This is a genomic window from Microbacterium sp. SLBN-146 (genome assembly GCF_006715145.1).
Taxonomy (GTDB): Bacteria; Actinomycetota; Actinomycetes; order Actinomycetales; family Microbacteriaceae; genus Microbacterium.
Map to the genome: position 1 here is coordinate 356178 of NZ_VFMR01000001.1, position 20560 is coordinate 376737.

Below are 20560 nucleotides of genomic sequence, written 5' to 3' on the forward strand. Positions count from 1 at the left end.
CACCGGCGAGCCCCCACCGCAACCACACGCCCGACTGCGGGTGGCAGGAGCCCCCTCACCGCACGGGGCGCACTCCGTCCGCGCGGGGCGCACAATCCACGCCCCACCGCGCCGAACCACGCCCCCACAGCCGCAAGCCCCACCACACCGCGCCCCACCGCGCCGGGCCACGCCCCAAACCCCCACCGGCGAGCCCCCACCGCAACCACACGCCCGACTGCGGGTGGCAGGAGCCCCCTCACCGCACGGGGCGCACTCCGTCCGCGCGGGGCGCGCAATCCACGCCCCACCACGACGGACCACGCCCCACACAGCCGCAAGCCCCACCAACCCGCGTCGATCCACGCCCCACCGCGCCCGACGACGCCCCACCGCACAAGCCCCACACAGCCGCGCCCCACCCACCGCAGCCCGCAAACCTGCGAAGCGGGCCCGGGGGTCGGGGAATCAGGCGCGCGGGGGCGCGGTCGTCGCGCGCGGGATGAGCTTCGTCGGCAGGATGACGCGCGGCTGCTCGGGAGGCTGCCCGTTGAGCATGGCCGTGGCGAACTGCGCCGCGACGACTCCGAGCCGGTGCATGGGCTGGCGCACCGTCGTCATGGCGGGGGTGCGCCGGGAGGCTTCGGGGATGTCGTCGAACCCGACGATGGACAGGTCGCCGGGAACGTCGAGTCCGAGGGATGCCGCGACGTCCAGGACCGCGAGCGCCGACAGGTCGTTCGCAGCGAAGACGGCGGTCGGGGGCGCGGACGACAACAGCGTCCGGGCGGCTTCGGCCGCGGCATCCGCGTCGTATCGTCCCTCCGCGACGAGCGCGGGATCGAAGGGGATGCCGGCATCGGCGAGCGCCTGCCGATAGCCGGCTTCCCGCAACTGGGCCGAGCGCAGGTCGGGGCGGCCCGCGAGGAAGCCGATGCGGCGGTGTCCGAGGTCGAGGAGGTAACGCGTCGCCTGGAGCGCACCGCCGAAGCTGTCCGACGCGACGGTCGGGAAGTCGCCGTCGCCCGTATGCGGGTCGACGGCGACGACCGGGATGTCGATGGAGGGCGTGAGCACCGTGGGAGTGACCATGATCGCGGCGTCGATGAGCGTCCCGGAGAGCCGCTGGAGCGAGCGACGCTCCCACCCTGTCGAGGCATGGTGGCGGACGCCGGCGTAGGCGACGACGTCGTACGACGAGCCGTTGAGCGCGGCGCCGACACCCTTGAGCACTTCGGCGCTGAAGGGTTCGAAGTCGGGCACGAGCACGCCGATGACGCCCGTGCGACGCGACCGCATGCTGCTGGCCACGAGACTCGACTCGTAGCCGAGCTTCTCGACGGCGGCGAGCACGCGCGAGACGGTGTCTTCCGCGACGCCGTATCGCCCGTTGACGGCCTTCGACACTGTGGCGACGGAGACGCCCGCCTCGGCGGCGACATCGTGGATCGTGGTGCGGCGTGTCATCGTGACGCCGAACCTATCGCATGGAAACCGTTTTCGAAAACGTTTGACAGCCTCCGGGGCCCTTGCGACACTTCCAACCACCGCGGGCCCGGAGTCGGACGAACGCGGATACCGACGCTGCAGCAGCAGCGGCACTCGAAGAGGAGAAAGGTGAATCACATGCACGGCAAGCGGATTCTCGCCGGCTCCGCAGCTCTCGTGATCGGCGCCCTCGCGCTGAGCGGATGCGCGGGCGGCACAGACGGCGGCAACGACGGCGACTCGGTCACGATGAGCCTCTGGCACAACTCGACGACGGGACCCGGGACGGAGTTCTGGGACCAGACGGTCGCCGACTTCGAACAGGCGAACCCCGGTGTCACGATCGACGTCCAGTCGGTCCAGAACGAAGACCTCGACGGAAAACTCCAGACAGCACTCAACTCGGGCGACGCTCCCGACATCTTCCTCCAGCGCGGCGGCGGCAAGATGGCCGCGATGGTCAACGCCGGCCAGCTCATGGACCTGACGGACAAGATCACGGGACCGGCAGCGGAAGAGATTCCGGACGCCGCATTCTCGGCCAACACGCTCGACGGCAAGGTCTACGCTCTCCCCGTCGCCGTGCTTCCCGGTGGTCTGTTCTACAGCCAGGACCTCTTCGACGAGGCGGGGATCACGGAGAACCCGACCACGATCGAGGAACTGGACGGCGCGGTCGAGCAGCTGAAGGCCGCCGGCATCGCCCCCGTCGCGCTCGGCGCGAAGGACGCGTGGCCCGCGGCGCACTGGTACTACTGGTTCGCCCTCCGCGAGTGCAGTTCGGACACCCTCGCGAAGGCCGCCGACGAGATGACCTTCGACGACGAGTGCTGGGTGCGCGCGGGAGAAGACCTGCAGGACTTCGCCGACCTCGAGCCGTTCAACGCGGGCTTCCTCACGACGTCGGCGCAGCAGGGTGCCGGCAGCTCAGCCGGTCTTCTCGCCAACCGTCAGGCCTCGATGGAGCTCATGGGCGCGTGGAACCCCGGCGTCATCGCGTCGCTGACCCCCGACCAGGAGCCGCTCCCCGACCTCGCGTGGTTCCCGTTCCCGGAGGTTCCCGGCGGTGAGGGCGAGCCCGGCTCGATGATGGGCGGCGTCGACGGGTACTCGTGCTCGGTGGATGCTCCGCCCGCCTGCGCGGACTTCCTGAACTACCTCGGTACGTCGGAGGTGCAGACCGCCTACTACGAGGCGTTCAACGCACCGCCCGTCAACACCGTCGCGCAGGAGGCCGTCACCGAGCCCTACCTGCAGGCGATCCTCGAGGCCTACAACGCGGCGCCGTACGCGACGCAGTGGCTCGACACCGTGTACGGCCAGAACGTCGGAAACGCACTGAACGTCGCCGTCGTCGACATGCTCGCGGGCAACAGCACGCCCGAGGACATCGTGGCGGCTGTTCAGGATGCTGCGGCGAAGGCCTAGGTTCGGACATGGCTACACGCGTGAGCTCTGCCGAGCAGGGTGACGTGACGGCGGAGCTCACGCAGACGGGTGGGAGCGACGCGCCGCGCTCGCTCCCACCCGTTGCCCGACGCCGCGCCGACTGGCGTGGACGGCTGGAGATCCTCCTCCTCGTCGGCCCCGCCCTCGTGATGTTCCTCGGGTTCGTCATCTTCCCGGTCGTCATGGCCGCCTACTACGGCTTCTTCAGCTGGCAGGGCTACGGCCCGCCGACCGACTTCATCGGCCTGCGGAACTACCTCACGATCATTCAGGACCCCGCCTTCCTCCAGGCGCTCGGCCACAACGGCTTCATCGTGATCTTCTCGCTGATCCTGCAGGGGCCGGCGGCGATCCTTCTCGCTCTCCTCCTGAATCGTCGGATGCGCGGGCAGTCGCTCGTCCGCGTCCTGATCTTCATCCCCTACGTCATCGCCGAGGTCGTCGTCGGAACCGGGTGGAGCCTCATGCTCCAGACGAGCGGCGCGTTCAACGATCTGCTCGAGAAGATGGGGCTCGGCTTCCTCGCCAACGACTGGCTCTCCAATCCGGACATCGCGATCTGGACGCTCATGGTCATCATCACGTGGAAGTACATCGGTTTCGCCGTCATCCTCTTCCTCGCGGGGCTGCAAGGTATCCCCGAGGAGCTGTCGGAGGCGGCCGCGATCGACGGAGCGTCGTTCTGGCAGATCCAGTGGCAGATCACCCTGCCGCTCCTCGGACCGACCCTGAGGATCTGGGCGTTCCTGTCGATCATCGGCTCGCTGCAGCTGTTCGACCTCGTCTACATCATCTGGGGGCAGTACATCGCTGCGACCGCCGGCACCTCGACCATGGCGACCTACATGGTCGCCGAAGGGCGCAACTCGGGCAACTTCGGCTACGGCAACGCCGTCGCCGTCGTGATCTTCGTGATCTCGCTCGTGATCGCCCTCATCTACCAGCGCTTCGTGCTGCGCCGCGACACCGAGGGCGCGCTCACGGGGGACACGAAGAAGAAGAGGAGGGGTGAGGGATGACCGCCTTCGCCGACACGGCGACCCGCGAGAGCGTCGCCGTCAGACCCCGCCGCGCATCGCGCGAGCGAAAGAACCTGCCCTGGGCGAGCCCGTACGTCTACTTCGTCGCGCTCGTCGTCGTCGGACTCATGCTCGCCCCCGTCGCCTACATCATCATCGGCGGCTTCCGGACGAACGCGCAGATCACGACCGACCCGTCGGGTCTCCCCGACCCGTGGGCGATCGAGAACTACCTCGACGTCCTGACGGGCGGCATCTTCTGGCGTCAGGTGCTCAACTCCACGATCGTCGCGCTCGCGACGACGGTGGGCGCCGTAACGCTCGGGCTCATGGCGAGCTACGTGCTCGCGCGGTACAGGTTCGCCGGTCGCGGCGTCCTCTACGCCGTCTTCGCGGCGGGTCTCATGTTCCCGCTGACGGTCGCCATCACGCCGCTGTATATCGTCGTCCGAAACCTCGGGCTCATGAACTCCCTCGGCGGCATCATCCTTCCCCAGATCGCGTTCGCGCTACCGATGACGATCATCATCCTGGTCCCGTTCCTCCGGGCCATTCCGGATGAGATCGAAGAGGCCGCGTTCATCGATGGCGCGAGCCGCATCGGGTTCTTCTGGCGGATGGTCCTGCCGCTGTCCCTCCCCGGAGTCATCACGACCGGCATCCTGGCCTTCGTCGGCAGCTGGAACGCCTACCTTCTGCCCCTGTTCATCCTGAACAACGAGGCCGCCTTCACGCTCCCTCTGGGCGTGCAGTCGTTCTCGTCGCAGTATTCGGTCGATACGGCGAAAGTGCTCGCCTTCACCTCCTTGTCCATGATCCCCGCACTGATCTTCTTCAGCCTGTTCGAACGTCGTATCGTCGGCGGGCTGACCGGTGCGGTCAAGGGCTGAGCTTCGCCGGATGCCGCGGCATCCCCTGCAGAAAGAGAACGACGTGTCATCAGACCACCCGTCGCGGGTCTCGCCGCGCGTGGAAGACCTCCTCGCCCGCATGACCCTCGAGGAGAAGCGCGCACAACTGGTGGGATTCTGGGTCGACCAGGGTGACGAGGTCGTCGCGCCCATGGCCGGCGAGATGCAGACCTCGACACGCTACGAGGAGGCGACCGCGCACGGCATCGGACACCTCACGCGCGTGTACGGAACGCGCCCCGTCGAACCGCTCGAGCGTGCTGAGTGGCTGTGGGGCGAGCAGCGGCGGCTCCGGTCCGAGACGCGCCTGGGGATCCCGGCGATCGTGCATGAGGAGTGCCTCACAGGCCTTGCGGCGTGGAAGGCGGCGACCTTCCCGACTCCGCTCGCGTGGGGCGCCGCGTTCGACCCCGCACTCGTCGAGGAGATGGCCGCGGTGATCGGCCGCTCGATGCGAGACCTCGGCATCCATCAAGGTCTCGCGCCGGTGCTCGACGTCGTGCGCGACCCGCGCTGGGGGCGCGTGGACGAGTGCATCGGCGAGGACCCGTACCTCGTCGGAATGCTCGGCACGGCTTACGTCCGAGGCCTTCAGAGCGCCGGTGTCCATGCGACGCTCAAGCACTTCGTCGGCTACTCGGCGTCGCGGGCGGGACGGAATCACGCGCCCGTGCACGCGGGTCCCCGCGAGCTCGCCGATGTGCTGCTCCCGCCCTTCGAAATGGCGGTGCGCGACGGTGGCGCGCGAAGCGTCATGAACTCCTACTCCGAGATCGACGGCGTGCCGGTCGCGGCGACGGCCGAGTATCTCACGACACTGCTGCGCGACGAGTGGGGCTTCGACGGCGTCGTCGTCTCGGACTACTTCGCCGTCGCCTTCCTCGAGTCCATGCACCAGGTGGCGGCCGATCGCGCGCACGCGGCGCAGCTCGCGATCGACGCGGGCATCGACGTCGAGCTCCCCAGCTCCGACGCGTACGAGGCCCTGCCCGAGCTCGTCCGGGCGGGGGCGCTCGACCCCGACGTGCTCGACCGGGCCGTCGCGCGCGTCCTGATGCAGAAGGAAGAACTGGGGCTGCTGGATGCCGACTTCCGCACGCCGCCGGTCGAGGTCGACCTGGATTCGCCGGAGCACCGCCGGATCGCCAGGGTCCTCGCGGAGGAGTCGCTCGTGCTGCTGAGCAACGACGGGACCCTTCCGCTCGATCCGCGCTCATCCGGAAGGATCGCCCTGATCGGTCCGAATGCCGACAGCGCGGAGTCCCTCATGGGCTGCTACTCGTTCGTCAATCACGTGCTCGCGCACCACGAGGGCACGCCGCACGGGATCGCGCTGCCGACGGTGCGCGCGGCACTCGCCGATACCTTCTGCGACGCGGCCCTCGTCTCTGAGCGCGGGTGCGACGTGGAGGGCGACGACGACTCCGGGATCGCCGCTGCCGTCGCCGCCGCCGCCGCTGCGGACGTCGCCGTCGTCGTCGTGGGAGACCGGGCAGGACTGTTCGGCCGCGGCACCGTCGGCGAGGGGAACGACGTCGAGTCGCTCGAACTCCCCGGCCTTCAGCGCCGGCTCGTCGAAGAGGTGTGCGCGACGGGAACCCCCGTCATCCTGGTTCTCCTGACGGGTCGGCCCTACGCCATCGGCTGGGCTCTCCCGCCGCGCGAACTTGACCGCGGCGCGGTCACGGGGCTCGGTGCGACCTCGGTGCACACCGTGGGTGGGACGGATGCCGCGGGCCCGCTCCCCGCCGCGGTCGTGCAGGGGTTCTTCCCCGGCGAGGAGGGCGGGGTCGCGATCGCCTCCCTTCTCTCGGGCGAGATCTCGCCGTCCGGACACCTTCCCGTGTCGCTCCCCCGCTCCGCCGGCGCGCAGCCTTACTCCTACTTGCATCCGACACTCGGCGGATCGTCCGACGTGACGAGCGCCGATTCCGATCCCGCTCTGCCGTTCGGTCATGGCCTGACCTACACGACGTTCGCTCGAACGAACCTCGAGAGCGACGCTCGCGTCGCTGCGGGCGGATCTTTCACGGCATCCGTGTGCGTGAGGAACACGGGCGATCGCGAGGGAACGGACCTCGTGCAGCTGTACGCGCGCGACGAGGTGGCGACTGTCACGCGTCCGGTCGCGCAGCTGCTCGCGTTCGAACGTGTGACGCTCGCGCCGGGCGAGGAGGCCGTCGTGCACTTCGACGTGCCGACCCAGCGCCTCGCGTTCACGGGGCTTCGTGGCATCCGCATCGTCGAACCGGGCGCGATCACCCTGTGGGTCGGACCGTCGTGCGCCGAACGCGAGACCACCGCGAGCCTGGCGATCGAGGGAGCCGTGCACGAAGTGCGCCCCGACGACCCCCGCGTCGCTCGCGCTCGCGTCGACCGCGTGGCGGCCGCACCCGTCCGCGCCGCCGTCGCACCCGCAGTCTGACGCCACCCCGGCGCGGCGGGCGCGGTCCGTTGCGCGGGGCTCGGGGCGTCCCGTTTGGGGCGCGATCCGTCCGTCCGGGGCGTAGTTCGTCGCCGGGCGGGCGGCCCGGTCCCGGTTCGGGGCGCGATCCGCACGCCCGGGGCGCGAAACGCCCGCCCCACACGGCAGAACCACGCCCCGAACCCACCCCGCGGCCGGACCACGCCCCTGACCGACGAAGCACGCCCCACCACGGCACCCACCCAGCGGCCGGACCGCGCCCCGAACCAACGAAGCACGCCCCACCACGGCATCCACCCACCCCACCCCCAATCGGGGCGCAATCCACACGCCCGGGGCGCGAAACCCCCGCCCCACACGGCAGAACCACGCCCCGAACCCACCCCGAACCCACCCCGCGGCCGGACCACGCCCCGAACCAACGAAGCACGCCCCACCACGGCATCCACCCACCCCACCCCCAATCGGGGCGCGATCCACGCACCCGGGGCGCGAAACCCCCGCCCCACACGGCAGAACCACGCCCCGAACCCACCCCGACACCACCCCGACACCACCCCGCGGCCGGACCGCGCCCCGAACCAACGAAGCACGCCCCACCGCGGCATCCACCCACCCCACCCCCAATCGGGGCGCAATCCACACGCCCGGGGCGCGAAACCCCCGCCCCGCACGAACGGCGCACGCCCCACACGAACGGACGACGCCCCAGACCGCGGCTCAGGCGCGAGCGGGGCCGTGCCAGCGGGATGCCGGGGTGAGGGGTACGAGCGGAGGCACCGCTGCGGTCGACGCGAGCTCACGTCGGCGACCCTCGGCGGCGGAGTCGAGCAGACCCGTCATGATGTCGAGCACGTGGAGTGCGAGCTCGCCCGAGGCGCGCCCTTCGCCGGCGACGAAGTCCAGCAGACCCACGCCGCGCGCTGCGTCCTCGAACCCCGCCGCCACGGCCAGCTCCTCACCCTCGTCGCGGTTGCCGCGACGCACCCGCACGGGCCCCGAGAAGTAGTTGGGGTCGGGAAGAACGAGCATCCCGTCGACGCCGTGCACCTCGATCGGGGCGGCGCTGGATGCCACGGCGTCGAAGCTGAACGTCACGGTCGACAGCGCCCCGCTCGCGTGCCCGAGCACACCGGTCACGTGTGTCTCGACCTCGACGGGGATGCGCTCGCCCGTCCGCGGCCCCGTTGCGATGACGCGGGTGTCGCGTGCCCGGCTGCTCGCCCCCTGCACCCATGCGACGGGGCCGAGCAGGTGGACGAGCGCCGTCAGGTAGTAGGGCCCCATGTCGAGCAGCGGACCCCCGCCGGCTCGGTAGTAGAAGTCCGGGTGCGGATGCCACGCCTCATGGCCGCTCGAGAGCCACGTCGCCGTCGCCGAGACAAGCGAGCCGATGAGGCCGGACTCCACGGCGGCGCGCGCCGTCTGCACACCCGTACCGAGAACGGTGTCGGGCGCGCAGCCGACGCGGCCCCGCGACTCTTCGGCCGCCGACAGCACCCGGCTCGCCGCATCCAGAGTCGCCGCGAGCGGCTTCTCGCCGTAGACGTCCTTACCCGCGGCGAGCGCTGCAAGAGCGACCTCCTCGTGCGCGGCCGGGATCGTGAGGTTCAGAACCGTGTCGACGGAGGGGTCGGCGTACAGCTCGGCGGGACTCATCGCCCGGGCACCCTCGATCGTCGCGGCGACCGCCGTCGCGCGCTCGTGGTCGAGGTCGGCGACCGCCGTGATGCGCACCGCCGCGGCATCCGTCAAGGTTTCGAGGTAGGCCTTCGAGATGACGCCGAGGCCGACGATCCCGATGCCGTGGGGGGTCATGCGCGCGCCGCCCAGAGGAGCCCGCGCTCGACGATCGTCCGGACGTTATCGTCCTGCAGCACGTCGACGCTGTGTCCCGGGGTGCAGACGAACACACGCCCCTCACCCCACAGGCGCGTCCACACGGCGGGCGAGACGATCGGCCGATGCCACGGGTGGTAAGGCTGAACCGGATGCGTCGTGGTCGCCAGCACGTCGATCAGGTCGTCGTGCAGCACCCAGTACTGCTCGGTCTCGAGGGTGAAGTCGTCGAGACCCGCCGTGATTTCGTGCGTCCGCCCGAGGTCGGTCACCTCGACCGTGTACGTCAGGTAGTTGTCGGTCTCATCGCCGACGCGGCCCGAAGGCTCCTTGCCGGGGTGCGTCGCGAACTGTCCGCCGACGAGCTGCAGATAGTCGGACGTGTTGCGGTACGAATCGGCGATCCCGCCGTGCCATCCCGCGAAGCCCGCTCCCGCCTCGACGGCCGCGCGGAGCCCCGCGAAGGCCTCCTTCGAGATCTCCGACATCGTCACCGACTGGAGGATCAGATCGACCTCCGCCATGAACTCAGCATCGGCGTAGATCTCGTTCGACGACTCGACGCGCACGTCGAAGCCGCTCTCCACCAGGAAGGGGAGGAACAGCTCGGTCGCCTCGACGGGATGATGGCCCTCCCACCCGCCTCGCACCACGAGTGCTGTCCTGGTCATTGCGTCGCCTCCACGGTTGCTCGTCGAGGCCGCGCGACCTCGTCGTCCACCGCAGACATTGCCAAGGATCGTGTCGACGCGCGAGCAAATTGCGCAAAATAGAAGGATGCCGCCGAGCCCGGAACCCCGGACGACGCTCGCCCACCTCGCCGCCGCGACGGGATTGAGCGTCGCGACCGTCTCGCGCGCGCTCGGCGGCCGGGGCGAGCTCTCCCCCGCGACCCGCGCGCGGGTCGTCGATGCGGCCCGTCGCCTGGGGTACACGCGCACGGGAGAACGACGCGGACGCCCCCGCGCCGGCACAGCGGGACTCATCGACCTCGTCCTCGGCGGCTTCCACGATCCCTATGCCGACGAGGTGACGGTCGGCGCACGAAGCGCTGCTGCCGCCGCCGGCTACGACCTCGTGCTGACGGCGGAGCGCGACGACCCCGACGACGACTGGCCGGCGCGCATCCGGGGCCGCGGCTCCGCGGGCGCCGTGCTGGGACTCGTCGTCCCGACCGCCGCGCAGCTCTCGCTCCTCCGCGACGCCTCGATTCCCGTCGTCCTGCTCGACCCGCGCGCCGACGACACCCACGGCCTCCCGAGCGTGCGGACGACCGATCACGCGGGAGGCGCGGCGGCGGCCGCGCACCTCATCGAGGCCGGCGCGACACGCTTCGTCGTGATCGTGGGCACACCGGCCTACCGCTTCGGCCGCGCACGCATCGAGGGGTTCCTGTCGGTCGTTCGCGAACGGATGCCGCAGGCCGAGGTCGCACGCATCGATACCGACTGGTGGGGAACGGGCGTCCGCCGCGCCTGCCGCGCGTCGCTCGCCTCCCACGGCGACCGCGTGGGCGTCTTCGTCTGCGCGGACTCGCTCGCCGCGGGTGTGTACGCCGCAGCGAAGGAGGCTGGTCGCGGCATCCCCGACTCGGTCCTCGTCGTGGGTTTCGACGACCTCCGCGGGGCCCGCACGGCGACCCCGCCCCTCACGACGGTGCACCAGCCGATCCGCGAGATGGCGGCGGAAGCCGTCGGGATGCTCGTGCGCGCGGCATCCGGCGAGCACCTCGCCCCGGACGCTGTCACGCTCCCCACGACGCTCGTCGTGCGCGGCTCGACCCGGGCCGGTCACGACAGCGGCATCCCGTCCCCGTCGTGACACGAGCGCGACGCCTCGACGCGTTCGCCCGGAGAGGGCCGCAGTTCCGCACACTCCGACCGAATCGGCCCCCTTCGACGCGGCATGCGCGGCGAGTATCGTCGGAGCAACCATCACGAAGGGCACCACCATGTCGACGAGCGCCGAACGAGCGAACCGCACCGAGGCAGAGCTGCAGGCGATGGCCCGCGACCACCTGTGGATGCACTTCGCCCGCCAGTCGGTCATGACCGACGGGCCGGGCGTGCCCATCATCGTCAAGGGCGAGGGACACCGGATCTGGGACTCCGCGGGCAAGGAGTACCTCGACGGACTCGCGGGACTCTTCGTCGTCAACGCCGGGCACGGACGCAAGCGGCTCGCGCAGGCGGCGGCGAAGCAGGCCGAGCAGCTCGCCTTTTTCCCCATCTGGTCGTACGCGCACCCCGCGGCGATCGAGCTCGCCGATCGCATCGCCGACTATGCACCCGGAGACCTCAACCACGTCTTCTTCTCGACAGGTGGCGGCGAAGCGGTCGAAACGGCGTTCAAGCTCGCCAAGTACTACTGGAAGATCCAGGGCCAGCCCATGAAGCACAAGGTCATCTCGCGCTCGGTGGCCTATCACGGCACTCCGCAGGGAGCCCTGGCGATCACCGGCATCCCGGCCATGAAGGCGATGTTCGAGCCCGTGACCCCCGGCGGCTTCCGCGTGCCGAACACCAACTTCTACCGCGCCTCCGACATGGGCGCACCGTCGGACAACCTCGAGGAGTTCGGCGTCTGGGCCGCCGACCGGATCGAGGAGATGATCCAGTTCGAGGGGCCTGAGACGGTCGCGGCGGTCTTCCTCGAGCCCGTGCAGAACTCCGGCGGATGCTTCCCTCCCCCGCCCGGCTACTTCCAGCGCGTCCGTGAGATCTGCGACCGCTACGACGTCCTGCTCGTCTCCGACGAGGTCATCTGCGCCTTCGGCCGCATCGGCCACATGTTCGCGTGCGATGCCTACGGCTACCAGCCCGACATGATCACGTTCGCGAAAGCCGTCACGAGCGGATACTCGCCGCTCGGCGGAACGGTCGTGAGCGACAAGATCTACGAACCCTTCGCCCACGGTGACCGCGCGTTCTACCACGGCTACACGTTCGGCGGACACCCCGTGTCGGCGGCGGTCGCCCTCGAGAACCTCGACATCTTCGAAGAGGAGGGACTCAACGAGCGCGTGCGCGAGAACTCCCCCATCTTCCGCTCGACGCTCGAGAAGCTCACCGACCTCCCCATCGTCGGCGACGTGCGCGGCGACGGCTACTTCTTCGGCATCGAGCTCGTGAAGGACAAGACGACGAAGGAGACCTTCGACGACGACGAGTCCGAGCGCCTGCTGCGCGGATTCCTCTCGAAGGCGCTCTTCGACGCGGGTCTCTACTGTCGCGCCGACGACCGCGGCGACCCCGTCATCCAGCTCGCCCCGCCGCTCACGATGGGTCCGGCCGAGTTCGACCAGATCGAGCAGATCCTCCGCTCGGTGCTGACAGAGGCCTGGACGCGACTGTAGTCCGGGAATTCCCGGCCGCCTCGGCCGCGTTGCATCCGGAATGACAACGTTTGGAATCATCGGAGCAGGACACATCGGACAGACCCTCGCGCAGGGACTCGTCGACCGCGGCTACGACGTCGTGATCAGCAACTCGCGCGGTCCTGAGACGCTCGCCGATCTCGTCGCCGACCTCGGTCCGCGAGCGCGCGCCGCGACGGCGACGGATGCCGCGGAGGCCGCCGACATCGCGATCGTGACCGTCCCGCTCAAGGCGTACCAAGAGGTTCCCGTCGAGCCCCTCGCGGGCAAGATCGTCCTCGACACCAACAACTACTACTGGGAGCGCGACGGGCGGATCGCCGACCTCGACGAGAAGCGCACGACGACGACGGGGATGCTGCAGGAGCACCTGCCGACCTCTCGCATCGCGAAGGCGTTCAACCACATCATGTCCGAGGACATCCTCACCACCGGATCGCCCGCGGGCACCCCGGATCGCCGTGCCCTCGCGACCGCGGGCGACGACGCCGACGCGGTCGCCGTCGTCGAGAAGCTCTACGACGAGTTCGGGTTCGACACCGTGAACATCGGCTCGATCGCCGAGAGCTGGCGCGTCGAGCGCGACCAGCCCGCGTACGTCGTGGCCCAGACGAAGCCCGAGCTTGAAGCGAACCTCGCCCGCGCGACCCGCTGACGCAACGCGCCGAACGCGCGGCATCCGCCCTGAATCTCGGGTCGGATGCCGCGCGTCGCTACGATGAGGCGCGTCACGGGGGGAGCGCATCATCGACACGACGACACTCATCACGGCAGGGGTCGCCCTCTTCACGATCTGCAACCCCATCGGCACGATTCCGGTGTTCTTGAGCGTCACGCAGGGCAAGACGGCCGCGGAGCAGCGGCGCATCGCGCTGATGACGGGCGTCGGGGTCTTCGCCGTCCTGATCGTTTCGCTCTTGCTCGGTTCGCTCATCCTCGGGTTCTTCGGAATCGGCGTCCCTGCCCTCAAGATCGCGGGGTTCCTCTTCGTCGCGACGATCGCGTGGGCGATGATGACGAGGACGGGCGCGATCCTGCCCACGACGAACGCGGGATCGCCCGCCATCGTCCCGCTCGCGATGCCCGTCGTCGCGGGACCCGGCGCCATCGCACTCGTGATCGCGTTCGCAAAGGAGAACCCGGCCCTCATCGACTACGTCGGCGGGGCTGTCATCGTGATCATCTCGGCCGTCGCGACGGCCGTCATCTTCTACTTCGCGCCGTATCTCGCGAAACTCCTCGGCCCTGCGGGTATGCAGATCTTCCAGAAGCTCTTCGGCCTCATCCTGCTCGCGATCTGCGTCCAGCAGATCCTCGAGGCGATGCCGAAGATCTGGCCGGGCCTCGCCGGCTGAGGAGCTCCCCTCCTCCTCCTCCGCAGCGCACGCGCATCCATCGACTTGTCGTAAATGGCGTCACGTGCCGCCTCCCAGCCGACATATACGACAAGTCGATGGGGTGTGACGGTGGGGAAGCGCCGAGGCGGCGGGAAGCGTGACAGCTCAGCGCGGGGCGAAGGCGGCGCGGAAGAGGGCGCGGGCCCGACGGGCGACCTCGTCGCGATCGGCGGGGTCGGCGCGGGCGAGCTCCGTCGCGAGCATCCCGGTCGCCATCATGACGTCGGCGGTGTCGATGTGCGCGCCGAGGTGTCCGGCGGCGCGCTCGCGTACGACGAGCCGGTTGACGAGCGCGCCGTATCGCTCACCGAGCACACGCACGCGAGGGTCGTGGATGTGCGCCGCGATGAGTTCGATGAAGGACGTCGACACGACCGCCTGGGCGACGACGGCGTCGAGCAGATCGTCGATCGTGCGCCCGTCGGGGGCGGTCGCCTCCTCGAGCTCGCCCAGGTTCTCGTCGAAAACGGCGACGGCGAGCGCTGTGCGATCCGGGAAATGGCGGTAGAGACTCCCCTGCCCGACGCCGGCCCGTTTCGCGACGGCGCTGAAGGGCGCCTGGAGCCCATCCTCCGAGTACACCTCGCGCGCCGCCGCGATGAGAGCCCGCCGATTGGCGGGTCCGGCCGCGGGACCGCGGTTGCTGCGGGAGGACTCTTCTGCGTCGGTCGGCACGGGTGTAGCCTATAACCGGACATGATTGTCCGGTTATAGAAAGGGATGCATCATGGCTGCCAACAAGCCCCTCACAGGCGACTCCTCGATCGCGGATTGGCTCGCCGACCCCGCGGGCAACGCGATCCTCACCGAGATGCTCGCGCAGGGCGGTCAGACTCCCGAGGTCTTCAAGCCCGTCCGCCGCCTCGCGATCAAGAGGCTCGTCAAGATGAGTCGCGGCGCGTTCACGCAGGAGATGCTCGACGACCTCGTGCGCCGGGTCGCGGCGGGCGATGTCCCCGCCGATTCCCCCTCGGTGGCGGCTGCGGCAACGCCCGACGAGACCGACGAGTCGACCGTCAAGCTCCGCGAATGGACCGAGCGGATCGACGCCGGCCGCTTCACGGGACAGACCGTCATCGTGACGGGCGCAGGGTCCGGCATCGGTCGGGCGACGGCATCGCGCATCGCGCGCGAAGGCGGGCGCGTCGTGGCCGTCGACGTCAGCCAGGAACGCCTCGACGACTTCGTCGCAGAGCATGAGGATGCCGACGTCGTCGCCCTCACCGCAGACATCACCGACGACGCGGGCGTTGCCCGGATCGTCGAGGCCGCGGGGGACACGATCGACGGCCTCGCCAACATCGCCGGGATCATGGACGACATGACGCCGGTCGGTGAAGTGTCCGACGCCGTGTGGCAGCGGGTCTTCCGGGTCAACGTCGACGGCACGATGAAGCTCATGCGCGCCGTCATCCCCATGATGCTCGCGCAGGGCGGCGGCTCGATCGTCAACACCGCGTCGGAAGCGGCCCTCCGCGGATCGGCCGCGGGCGTCGCCTACACGGCGTCGAAGCACGCCGTCGCGGGCCTCACGAAGTCGAGCGCGTTCATCTACGGACCGAGCGGCATCCGCGTCAACGCCGTCGCTCCGGGGCCCACGATCACCAACATCGAGGCGTCGTTCGGATCTCCCCTGGCCGCCGGCCGCATTCAGACGGCGATGGCCGTCATGCCCGACCCCGTCGAAGCGGACGCCCTCGCGGCATCGATCACCTTCCTCCTGTCGGATGACGGGGTGAACATCAACGGCGTCATCCTCGCGAGCGACGGGGGCTGGTCGGCGGCCTGACGCTCAGAAGGGCCACACGAGCGGCACGTAGAAGACGGCCACGACGAGGAAGAGGAGCGCGAGCGGGAGCCCGAGCTTCCAGTAGTCGCCGAAGCGGTATCCCCCCGGTTCGAGAACCATGAGGTTCGCGGGGGTCGCAATGGGCGTGAGGAACGACGCCGCTCCCGCGACCGTCAGCGCCATCATGAACGGTTGCACCGACAGGTCGAGGGTCGCCGCGAGCGACACGGCGATCGGCGCCACGATGAGCACCGTCGCCGTATTGCTGATGAGCTGACCGAGCACGATCGTCAAGACGCACAGCGCGAGGAGCGCGATGTGGGGCCCGGCGTCCCCGATGAGCGTCAGGAGCCATCCGGCCACCAGATCGGCCGTGCCCGTCTCGATGAACGCCGTCGACAGCGGGATCATGCCGGCGATCAGAACGACGGTCGTCCACGAGATCGACTGGTACGCCTGAGCGACCGTCACGGTCTTCGTGAGGACGAGAGCGGATGCCGCGAGGAGAGCCGCGACGGCAGGGGGACTGAGCCCTGTCGCCAGCAGCACGACCATCACGCCGAGCACGATCATCGCGCGCCGGGCTCCACGCCCGAGCGGGACGGAACGGCGCAGCTGCGCGGGCGAGTCCACCGGCAGCACCTTCGCGCCGGGACCGTCCGTGTGGAGCGCGAGGTCGTCCCACGTGCCCTGGAGGAGAAGCGCGTCACCCGCCTGCACGACGATGTCCTGGCCCTTGAGGTGCTCCGAGCCTCGGCGCGCCGCGAGCAGGACGAGGTCCCCGCTCGGCGTCGCCATCCCGGTGCACAGCCGGGCGCCGATGAGCGGCGAGCGGGGTGGCACGACGACCTCGGTGACACCGTTGACGGGACCGACGAGGATGCCCGTGTCCAGGCTGACCCCGTACTGCTGCCGCAGGAGCCGCGCATGGCGGACGAGATCCTTCGGCATGAGCGCACCGTTGCGCGAGGGAAGGAGTCGCGAGCCGAAGAGGCCGATGATGAGGAGCGTCCCGGCGAGGAGCGGCAGCCCGACGAGTGCGAACTCGAAGTACCCGAACGCTCGACCGCCGTTGTCCGCGGCGATCTCGGACACGATGATGTTGACGGGCGTTCCCGTCAGCAGCAGGAGCGATCCGGCGTGCGCCGAGAACGCGAGGGGAAGAAGAAGCTGCGACGTCGGGATGCCGGCACGGGATGCCACGACCACGACGAGCGGCAGGAGCGCCGCGACGGCGCCGTTGACGCTGATGAGCGCCGTGACGACAGCGACGAGCACGCCGATCACGATCAGGAGCCTCGTCTTCTTGGTTCCCGCGCGGCCGATGACCATTTGCCCGGCCCACGCGGTAACCCCCGTCGCATCGAGCGCCTCGCTCACGACGAAGAGCGCTGCGATGAACAGAACCGTCGGATCACCGAAGCCGGCAAGCGCCTGCGGGAGCGTCAGAACCCCTGTGAAGTACAGCGCGAGAGACACCCCGATCGCGACGATTCCGAGCGGAACGCGATTGGACACGAACGCCGCGATCGCCAGCACTAGGATCAGCAGCGTAGCGACGATGGGGTCCACGCGGCTCAGCGTAGACCCCCGCCGCAGACAGTGCGTGAGAGGGCGTGGTGTCACATGGGCGTTGACAGCTCCAAGGCGGGAACCATCACGGCGAAGGCCTCGTGGCTGCCGCTCACCGTCGTCGTCCTGACCCAAGTGCAGGCATCCTTCGCCGTCAACGCGCTGACGGTCTCGATGGCGGGGATCACGACCGACCTCGATACACCCGCGACGTCGGTGGGAACCGCGATCACGGCGGGGACGTTCGCAATGGCGGCCTTCATCCTCCTCGGCGCGAAGATCGGCGCCCGTTTCGGCACGCGCGGGGTGTTCCAGATCGCCGTCGCGATCCACGCCGCGGCGATGGCCGCGGTCGCGCTCAGCATGTCACCAGCCATGCTCTTCATCGCTCAGGCGTCCTCGGGCGCCGTCATCGCCCTCATCGCACCGGCGCTCACGGTCTTCATCGCGACGAACTACCACGGCGATCGTCAGGCCAAGGCGATCGGCCTGCTCGCCGCTGCGATCCCGCTCGCCGGCATCCTGGCGCTCGTCGTCGCGGGCTGGTTCGCCGAGACGATCGGCTGGCGGTGGTCGTTCGCGCTCATGGTCGTGCTCGGCGCGATCAACCTCCTCCTGAGCTTCCGCATCAAGAAGGTGCCGGCCCAGCCGAACCTCTCGATCGACTGGACGGGGGCCGTCCTCGCGGCTGCGGCCATCATCCTGCTGAGCTTCGGGTTCTCGGGTCTCAACGCGTGGGGAGTCTGGGATGCCACGGCGCAGGCGCCCTTCGACATCCTCGGCGTCTCTCCCGCGCCGATCCTCATCATCCTGGGCCTCGTCCTCGGCCAGGTGTTCTTCGTGTCGATCGCGAAGCGCCAGCGCGAGGGACGCCCGCGCATCTTCGACCTCCGGGTGCTCGCGACGAGCACCGAGTTCGCCATCACGGCGTGCATGTCGATCATGCTCTTCGTCGGCACGGCGGCGAACTTCCTCATCCCGCTCTACATGCAGGTCGTGCAGGGGCTCAGCGGCATCCAGACGTCGTTCTCGATCATCCCGTACACGATCTCGATCTTCCTCGCGTCGACATTCGTGGCCTACCTCTACAAGGTCGCACCGCCGCGCGTCATCGGCGCGATCGGATTCGTCGTGGTGGCCGGAGCCCTCACACTCATCGCCTTCACGATCCGGGGCGAGTGGGGTCAGTTCTTCATCGTGCTGGGCCTCATCCTGCTGGGCCTCGGGCAGGGATCGATCGTCGCGCTCGTCTTCAACACCCTGCTGTCGTCGGCCCCGAAGCAGCTCGCGGGCGACGTCGGCGCCTGGCGAGGCCTCGTCCACAATCTCTCCGGCTCGGTCGGCATCGCCGTCGCGAGCGCTTTCGCGGTCGGAGTCCTCGCGTCGACGCTCGCGACGGCGGCCGACGAGCATCCCGAGATCTCTCCCGCACTGATCAGCCAGGTCAACATCAACGAGGCGGACTTCCTGACCAACGCCCAGCTCGAGGACCGCCTTGCCCAGACGGATGCCACGGAGGCCGAAGTCGCCGCGGCGCTCGAGATCAATGAGGACGCGCGCCTGCAGGCACTCAAGGTGTCTCTCCTGGGCCTCGCGGGACTCGCGCTGCTCGCGATCGTGCCCGCGACCCGGATGCCCGGGCGTATCGCGGGAGAACTGCCCGAGAAGCTCGAGCCCGATGACGACGACGACATCGACGACGATATGCCCCTCAATCCCGAGGCGGCAGAAGAGGAAGAGGCGAAGCGATGACCCGCAGTCCCAGCAAGCTCATTCCCGACGATTTCCGGACGCTGCCGGGCCTCGACGACCTCGAGGCCGTCACGGTCGTCGCGCGCGAGCCCGGAGACGGTGATGAGGCCGTCGGCTACACGGTCTTCGCGGAAGGCGACGTCCCCGCCGAGCTCGGCCTCGACCGCGACGCGCTCACCCGCGCGGGATTCGACCCCAAGGTCGGACAGGCGCTCGTCATTCCGAGCGCGAGCGGCCCCGACCTCGTCGCCGTGGGCGCGGGTGTCGCGGACGAGCTCGACCCCGCTGCGCTGCGCGACCTCGCCGCCGCCTTCGCTCGTGCGACAGCGAGACGCGCGCGGATCGCGCTCGTCGTCGGAGGATCACACGGCGATCCGACCGGAACCGTGCGGGCGGTCGTCGAAGGGATCGTGCTCTCGCGGTACCGCTACCGCGTGCTGAAGACGTCGCCGACGCACACACCCCTTGCGGAACTGTCGCTCCGGGTCGCCGCGGCCGACGCCGCCGACATCGCGGCAGGTGCGGCGGACGCTCTCGTCTCGGCCCGCGCGGCCGTCATCGCGCGCGACCTGGCGAACACTCCACCGGGATGGCTCACGGCGACCGACATCGGCGACATCGCGGTCCAGCTCGGCGCGCGGTTCGGCTTCGGGGTCGAGCTCTTCGACAAGGCGGCACTCATCGAGCTCGGGTGCGGAGGTCTCCTCGGCGTCAACCAGGGCTCGGTCGAAGAGCCGCGGATGGTCAAACTCACGTACACGCCCGAGGCCGCGGCATCCGCTCACCTCGCGCTCGTCGGCAAGGGCATCATGTACGACTCGGGCGGCATCAGCCTCAAGCCGAGCGACCCCATGCATCTGCTCATGAAGATGGACATGGGAGGAGCCGCCGCCGTCCTCGGAGCGTTCACGGGGCTCCGCGACGCGGGGGTCGGCACCCGGGTGACGGGATGGCTCATGTGCACCGACAACATGCCCTCGGGGACGAGCTACAAGCTCGGCGACGTGCTCGTCGCACGGGACGGCACAACGGTGGAGGTCAAGAACACGGATGCCGAGGGGCGCCTCGTCATGATGGACGCGATCGCCCTCGCGAACGAAGAGAACGTGGACGCGATCATCGACATCGCGACGCTCACGGGTGCGGCGCTCATGGCGCTCGGGCAGTCGACGGCACCCGTCCTCGCGAACGATCAGCGGATGGCAGATCTCGCCCTCGCGGCATCCGAGACGACCGACGAACCACTCTGGCAGCTTCCCCTGGAACGCAAGTACCGGTCACAGCTCGACTCCGACGTCGCAGACATCTCGAACCTCGGCGGCAAGTACGCCGGCGCGACGACGGCGGCGCTGTTCCTCGATCACTTCGTCGGCGACACCCCGTGGGCGCACCTCGACATCGCGGGCACGATGCAGACCGACAAGGACGATTCATGGCGGTCCGCCGGTGCGACCGGCTTCGGCGCCCGCACGCTCCTCGAGATCGCGCGCACCTTCGCGCTCTGACGCCGCCGGGAGCCCCAGGCGTCGAGACAAGGGATCTCGCCGAGACCCAGCGGCACACC

The 20560-nt window shown here is 69.6% G+C and carries 16 protein-coding genes; 11 read left to right on the forward strand and 5 right to left on the reverse strand.

Translation table 11 applies throughout. The annotated features are described in order from the left end of the window. Positions 1–447: 447 nt before the first annotated feature. The gene (locus FBY39_RS01390; protein ID WP_141929892.1) at positions 448–1446 is read right to left on the reverse strand and encodes a LacI family DNA-binding transcriptional regulator; all 999 of its coding nucleotides are present in this window, start codon (positions 1444–1446) and stop codon (positions 448–450) included. 159 nt (positions 1447–1605) lie between these two features. Here FBY39_RS01390 and FBY39_RS01395 point away from each other — a divergent pair, with 159 nt between their 5' ends. The 4 genes from FBY39_RS01395 to FBY39_RS01410 are packed head-to-tail and all read left to right on the forward strand — an operon-like array spanning position 1606 to position 7271. Next, positions 1606–2895: an ABC transporter substrate-binding protein gene (locus tag FBY39_RS01395; protein ID WP_141933782.1), complete on the forward strand. Its 1290-nt coding sequence runs from the start codon at positions 1606–1608 to the stop codon at positions 2893–2895. A gap of 8 nt (positions 2896–2903) precedes the next feature. Further along, positions 2904–3935 carry a carbohydrate ABC transporter permease gene (locus FBY39_RS01400; RefSeq protein WP_260837388.1) on the forward strand — a complete coding sequence of 344 codons (1032 nt, stop codon included), beginning with the start codon at positions 2904–2906 and terminating at the stop codon, positions 3933–3935. After that, the gene (locus tag FBY39_RS01405) at positions 3932–4825 is read left to right on the forward strand and encodes a carbohydrate ABC transporter permease (RefSeq protein ID WP_141929893.1); all 894 of its coding nucleotides are present in this window, start codon (positions 3932–3934) and stop codon (positions 4823–4825) included. The genes FBY39_RS01400 and FBY39_RS01405 overlap by 4 nt, the downstream gene beginning before the upstream one ends. A gap of 10 nt (positions 4826–4835) precedes the next feature. Then, entirely contained in the window at positions 4836–7271 is a 2436-nt protein-coding gene (locus FBY39_RS01410; protein WP_141929894.1) for a glycoside hydrolase family 3 N-terminal domain-containing protein, read from the forward strand. Between the two features lie 720 nt (positions 7272–7991). On the opposite strand, the gene FBY39_RS01415 is transcribed toward FBY39_RS01410, so the two are convergent. Beyond that, a complete protein-coding gene (locus tag FBY39_RS01415; RefSeq protein WP_141929895.1) occupies positions 7992–9089 on the reverse strand; it encodes a Gfo/Idh/MocA family protein in 1098 nt (365 codons plus the stop codon). Further along, the gene (locus FBY39_RS01420) at positions 9086–9781 is read right to left on the reverse strand and encodes a ThuA domain-containing protein (RefSeq protein ID WP_141929896.1); all 696 of its coding nucleotides are present in this window, start codon (positions 9779–9781) and stop codon (positions 9086–9088) included. Before FBY39_RS01420 ends, FBY39_RS01415 begins: the two co-directional genes overlap by 4 nt. 106 nt (positions 9782–9887) lie before the next feature. Here FBY39_RS01420 and FBY39_RS01425 point away from each other — a divergent pair, with 106 nt between their 5' ends. The 4 genes from FBY39_RS01425 to FBY39_RS01440 all read left to right on the forward strand — a co-directional run bounded on the left by FBY39_RS01425 (position 9888) and on the right by FBY39_RS01440 (position 13841). Beyond that, entirely contained in the window at positions 9888–10931 is a 1044-nt protein-coding gene (locus FBY39_RS01425; RefSeq protein ID WP_141929897.1) for a LacI family DNA-binding transcriptional regulator, read from the forward strand. Between the two features lie 130 nt (positions 10932–11061). Then, positions 11062–12465, forward strand: a complete 1404-nt coding sequence (locus tag FBY39_RS01430) for an aspartate aminotransferase family protein (protein ID WP_141929898.1) — start codon at positions 11062–11064, stop codon at positions 12463–12465. Between the two features lie 40 nt (positions 12466–12505). Then, positions 12506–13141: an NADPH-dependent F420 reductase gene (locus FBY39_RS01435; protein ID WP_141929899.1), complete on the forward strand. Its 636-nt coding sequence runs from the start codon at positions 12506–12508 to the stop codon at positions 13139–13141. A 109-nt stretch (positions 13142–13250) separates the two neighbouring features. Then, positions 13251–13841 carry a MarC family protein gene (locus FBY39_RS01440; RefSeq protein WP_260838045.1) on the forward strand — a complete coding sequence of 197 codons (591 nt, stop codon included), beginning with the start codon at positions 13251–13253 and terminating at the stop codon, positions 13839–13841. Between the two features lie 147 nt (positions 13842–13988). Here the strand turns inward: FBY39_RS01440 and FBY39_RS01445 are convergent, their stop codons facing one another. Beyond that, positions 13989–14558 carry a TetR/AcrR family transcriptional regulator gene (locus FBY39_RS01445; RefSeq protein WP_141929901.1) on the reverse strand — a complete coding sequence of 190 codons (570 nt, stop codon included), beginning with the start codon at positions 14556–14558 and terminating at the stop codon, positions 13989–13991. A 52-nt stretch (positions 14559–14610) separates the two neighbouring features. On the opposite strand from FBY39_RS01445, the gene FBY39_RS01450 reads away from it, so the two are divergent. Further along, positions 14611–15672 (forward strand): SDR family NAD(P)-dependent oxidoreductase, encoded by a 1062-nt coding sequence (locus FBY39_RS01450; protein ID WP_141929902.1) that lies wholly within the window; start codon positions 14611–14613, stop codon positions 15670–15672. A gap of 3 nt (positions 15673–15675) precedes the next feature. On the opposite strand, the gene FBY39_RS01455 is transcribed toward FBY39_RS01450, so the two are convergent. Then, positions 15676–17244 carry an SLC13 family permease gene (locus FBY39_RS01455; RefSeq protein ID WP_141929903.1) on the reverse strand — a complete coding sequence of 523 codons (1569 nt, stop codon included), beginning with the start codon at positions 17242–17244 and terminating at the stop codon, positions 15676–15678. Positions 17245–17298: 54 nt separating this feature from the next. Between FBY39_RS01455 and FBY39_RS01460 the strand changes: the two genes are divergently transcribed. Further along, positions 17299–18996: an MFS transporter gene (locus FBY39_RS01460; protein ID WP_141929904.1), complete on the forward strand. Its 1698-nt coding sequence runs from the start codon at positions 17299–17301 to the stop codon at positions 18994–18996. Next, complete coding sequence (locus FBY39_RS01465; protein ID WP_141929905.1) at positions 18993–20501, forward strand: leucyl aminopeptidase; 1509 nt, start codon at positions 18993–18995, stop codon at positions 20499–20501. Before FBY39_RS01460 ends, FBY39_RS01465 begins: the two co-directional genes overlap by 4 nt. Positions 20502–20560 lie beyond the last annotated feature (59 nt).

Coding starts and splice junctions, on each gene's coding strand:
- FBY39_RS01390 (WP_141929892.1), bottom strand. CDS start 1,446: ATGACACGCCGCACCACGATCCACGATGTCGCCGCCGAGGCGGGCGTC.
- FBY39_RS01395 (WP_141933782.1), top strand. CDS start 1,606: ATGCACGGCAAGCGGATTCTCGCCGGCTCCGCAGCTCTCGTGATCGGC.
- FBY39_RS01400 (WP_260837388.1), top strand. CDS start 2,904: ATGGCTACACGCGTGAGCTCTGCCGAGCAGGGTGACGTGACGGCGGAG.
- FBY39_RS01405 (WP_141929893.1), top strand. CDS start 3,932: ATGACCGCCTTCGCCGACACGGCGACCCGCGAGAGCGTCGCCGTCAGA.
- FBY39_RS01410 (WP_141929894.1), top strand. CDS start 4,836: ATGCCGCGGCATCCCCTGCAGAAAGAGAACGACGTGTCATCAGACCAC.
- FBY39_RS01415 (WP_141929895.1), bottom strand. CDS start 9,089: ATGACCCCCCACGGCATCGGGATCGTCGGCCTCGGCGTCATCTCGAAG.
- FBY39_RS01420 (WP_141929896.1), bottom strand. CDS start 9,781: ATGACCAGGACAGCACTCGTGGTGCGAGGCGGGTGGGAGGGCCATCAT.
- FBY39_RS01425 (WP_141929897.1), top strand. CDS start 9,888: ATGCCGCCGAGCCCGGAACCCCGGACGACGCTCGCCCACCTCGCCGCC.
- FBY39_RS01430 (WP_141929898.1), top strand. CDS start 11,062: ATGTCGACGAGCGCCGAACGAGCGAACCGCACCGAGGCAGAGCTGCAG.
- FBY39_RS01435 (WP_141929899.1), top strand. CDS start 12,506: ATGACAACGTTTGGAATCATCGGAGCAGGACACATCGGACAGACCCTC.
- FBY39_RS01450 (WP_141929902.1), top strand. CDS start 14,611: ATGGCTGCCAACAAGCCCCTCACAGGCGACTCCTCGATCGCGGATTGG.
- FBY39_RS01460 (WP_141929904.1), top strand. CDS start 17,299: ATGGGCGTTGACAGCTCCAAGGCGGGAACCATCACGGCGAAGGCCTCG.
- FBY39_RS01465 (WP_141929905.1), top strand. CDS start 18,993: ATGACCCGCAGTCCCAGCAAGCTCATTCCCGACGATTTCCGGACGCTG.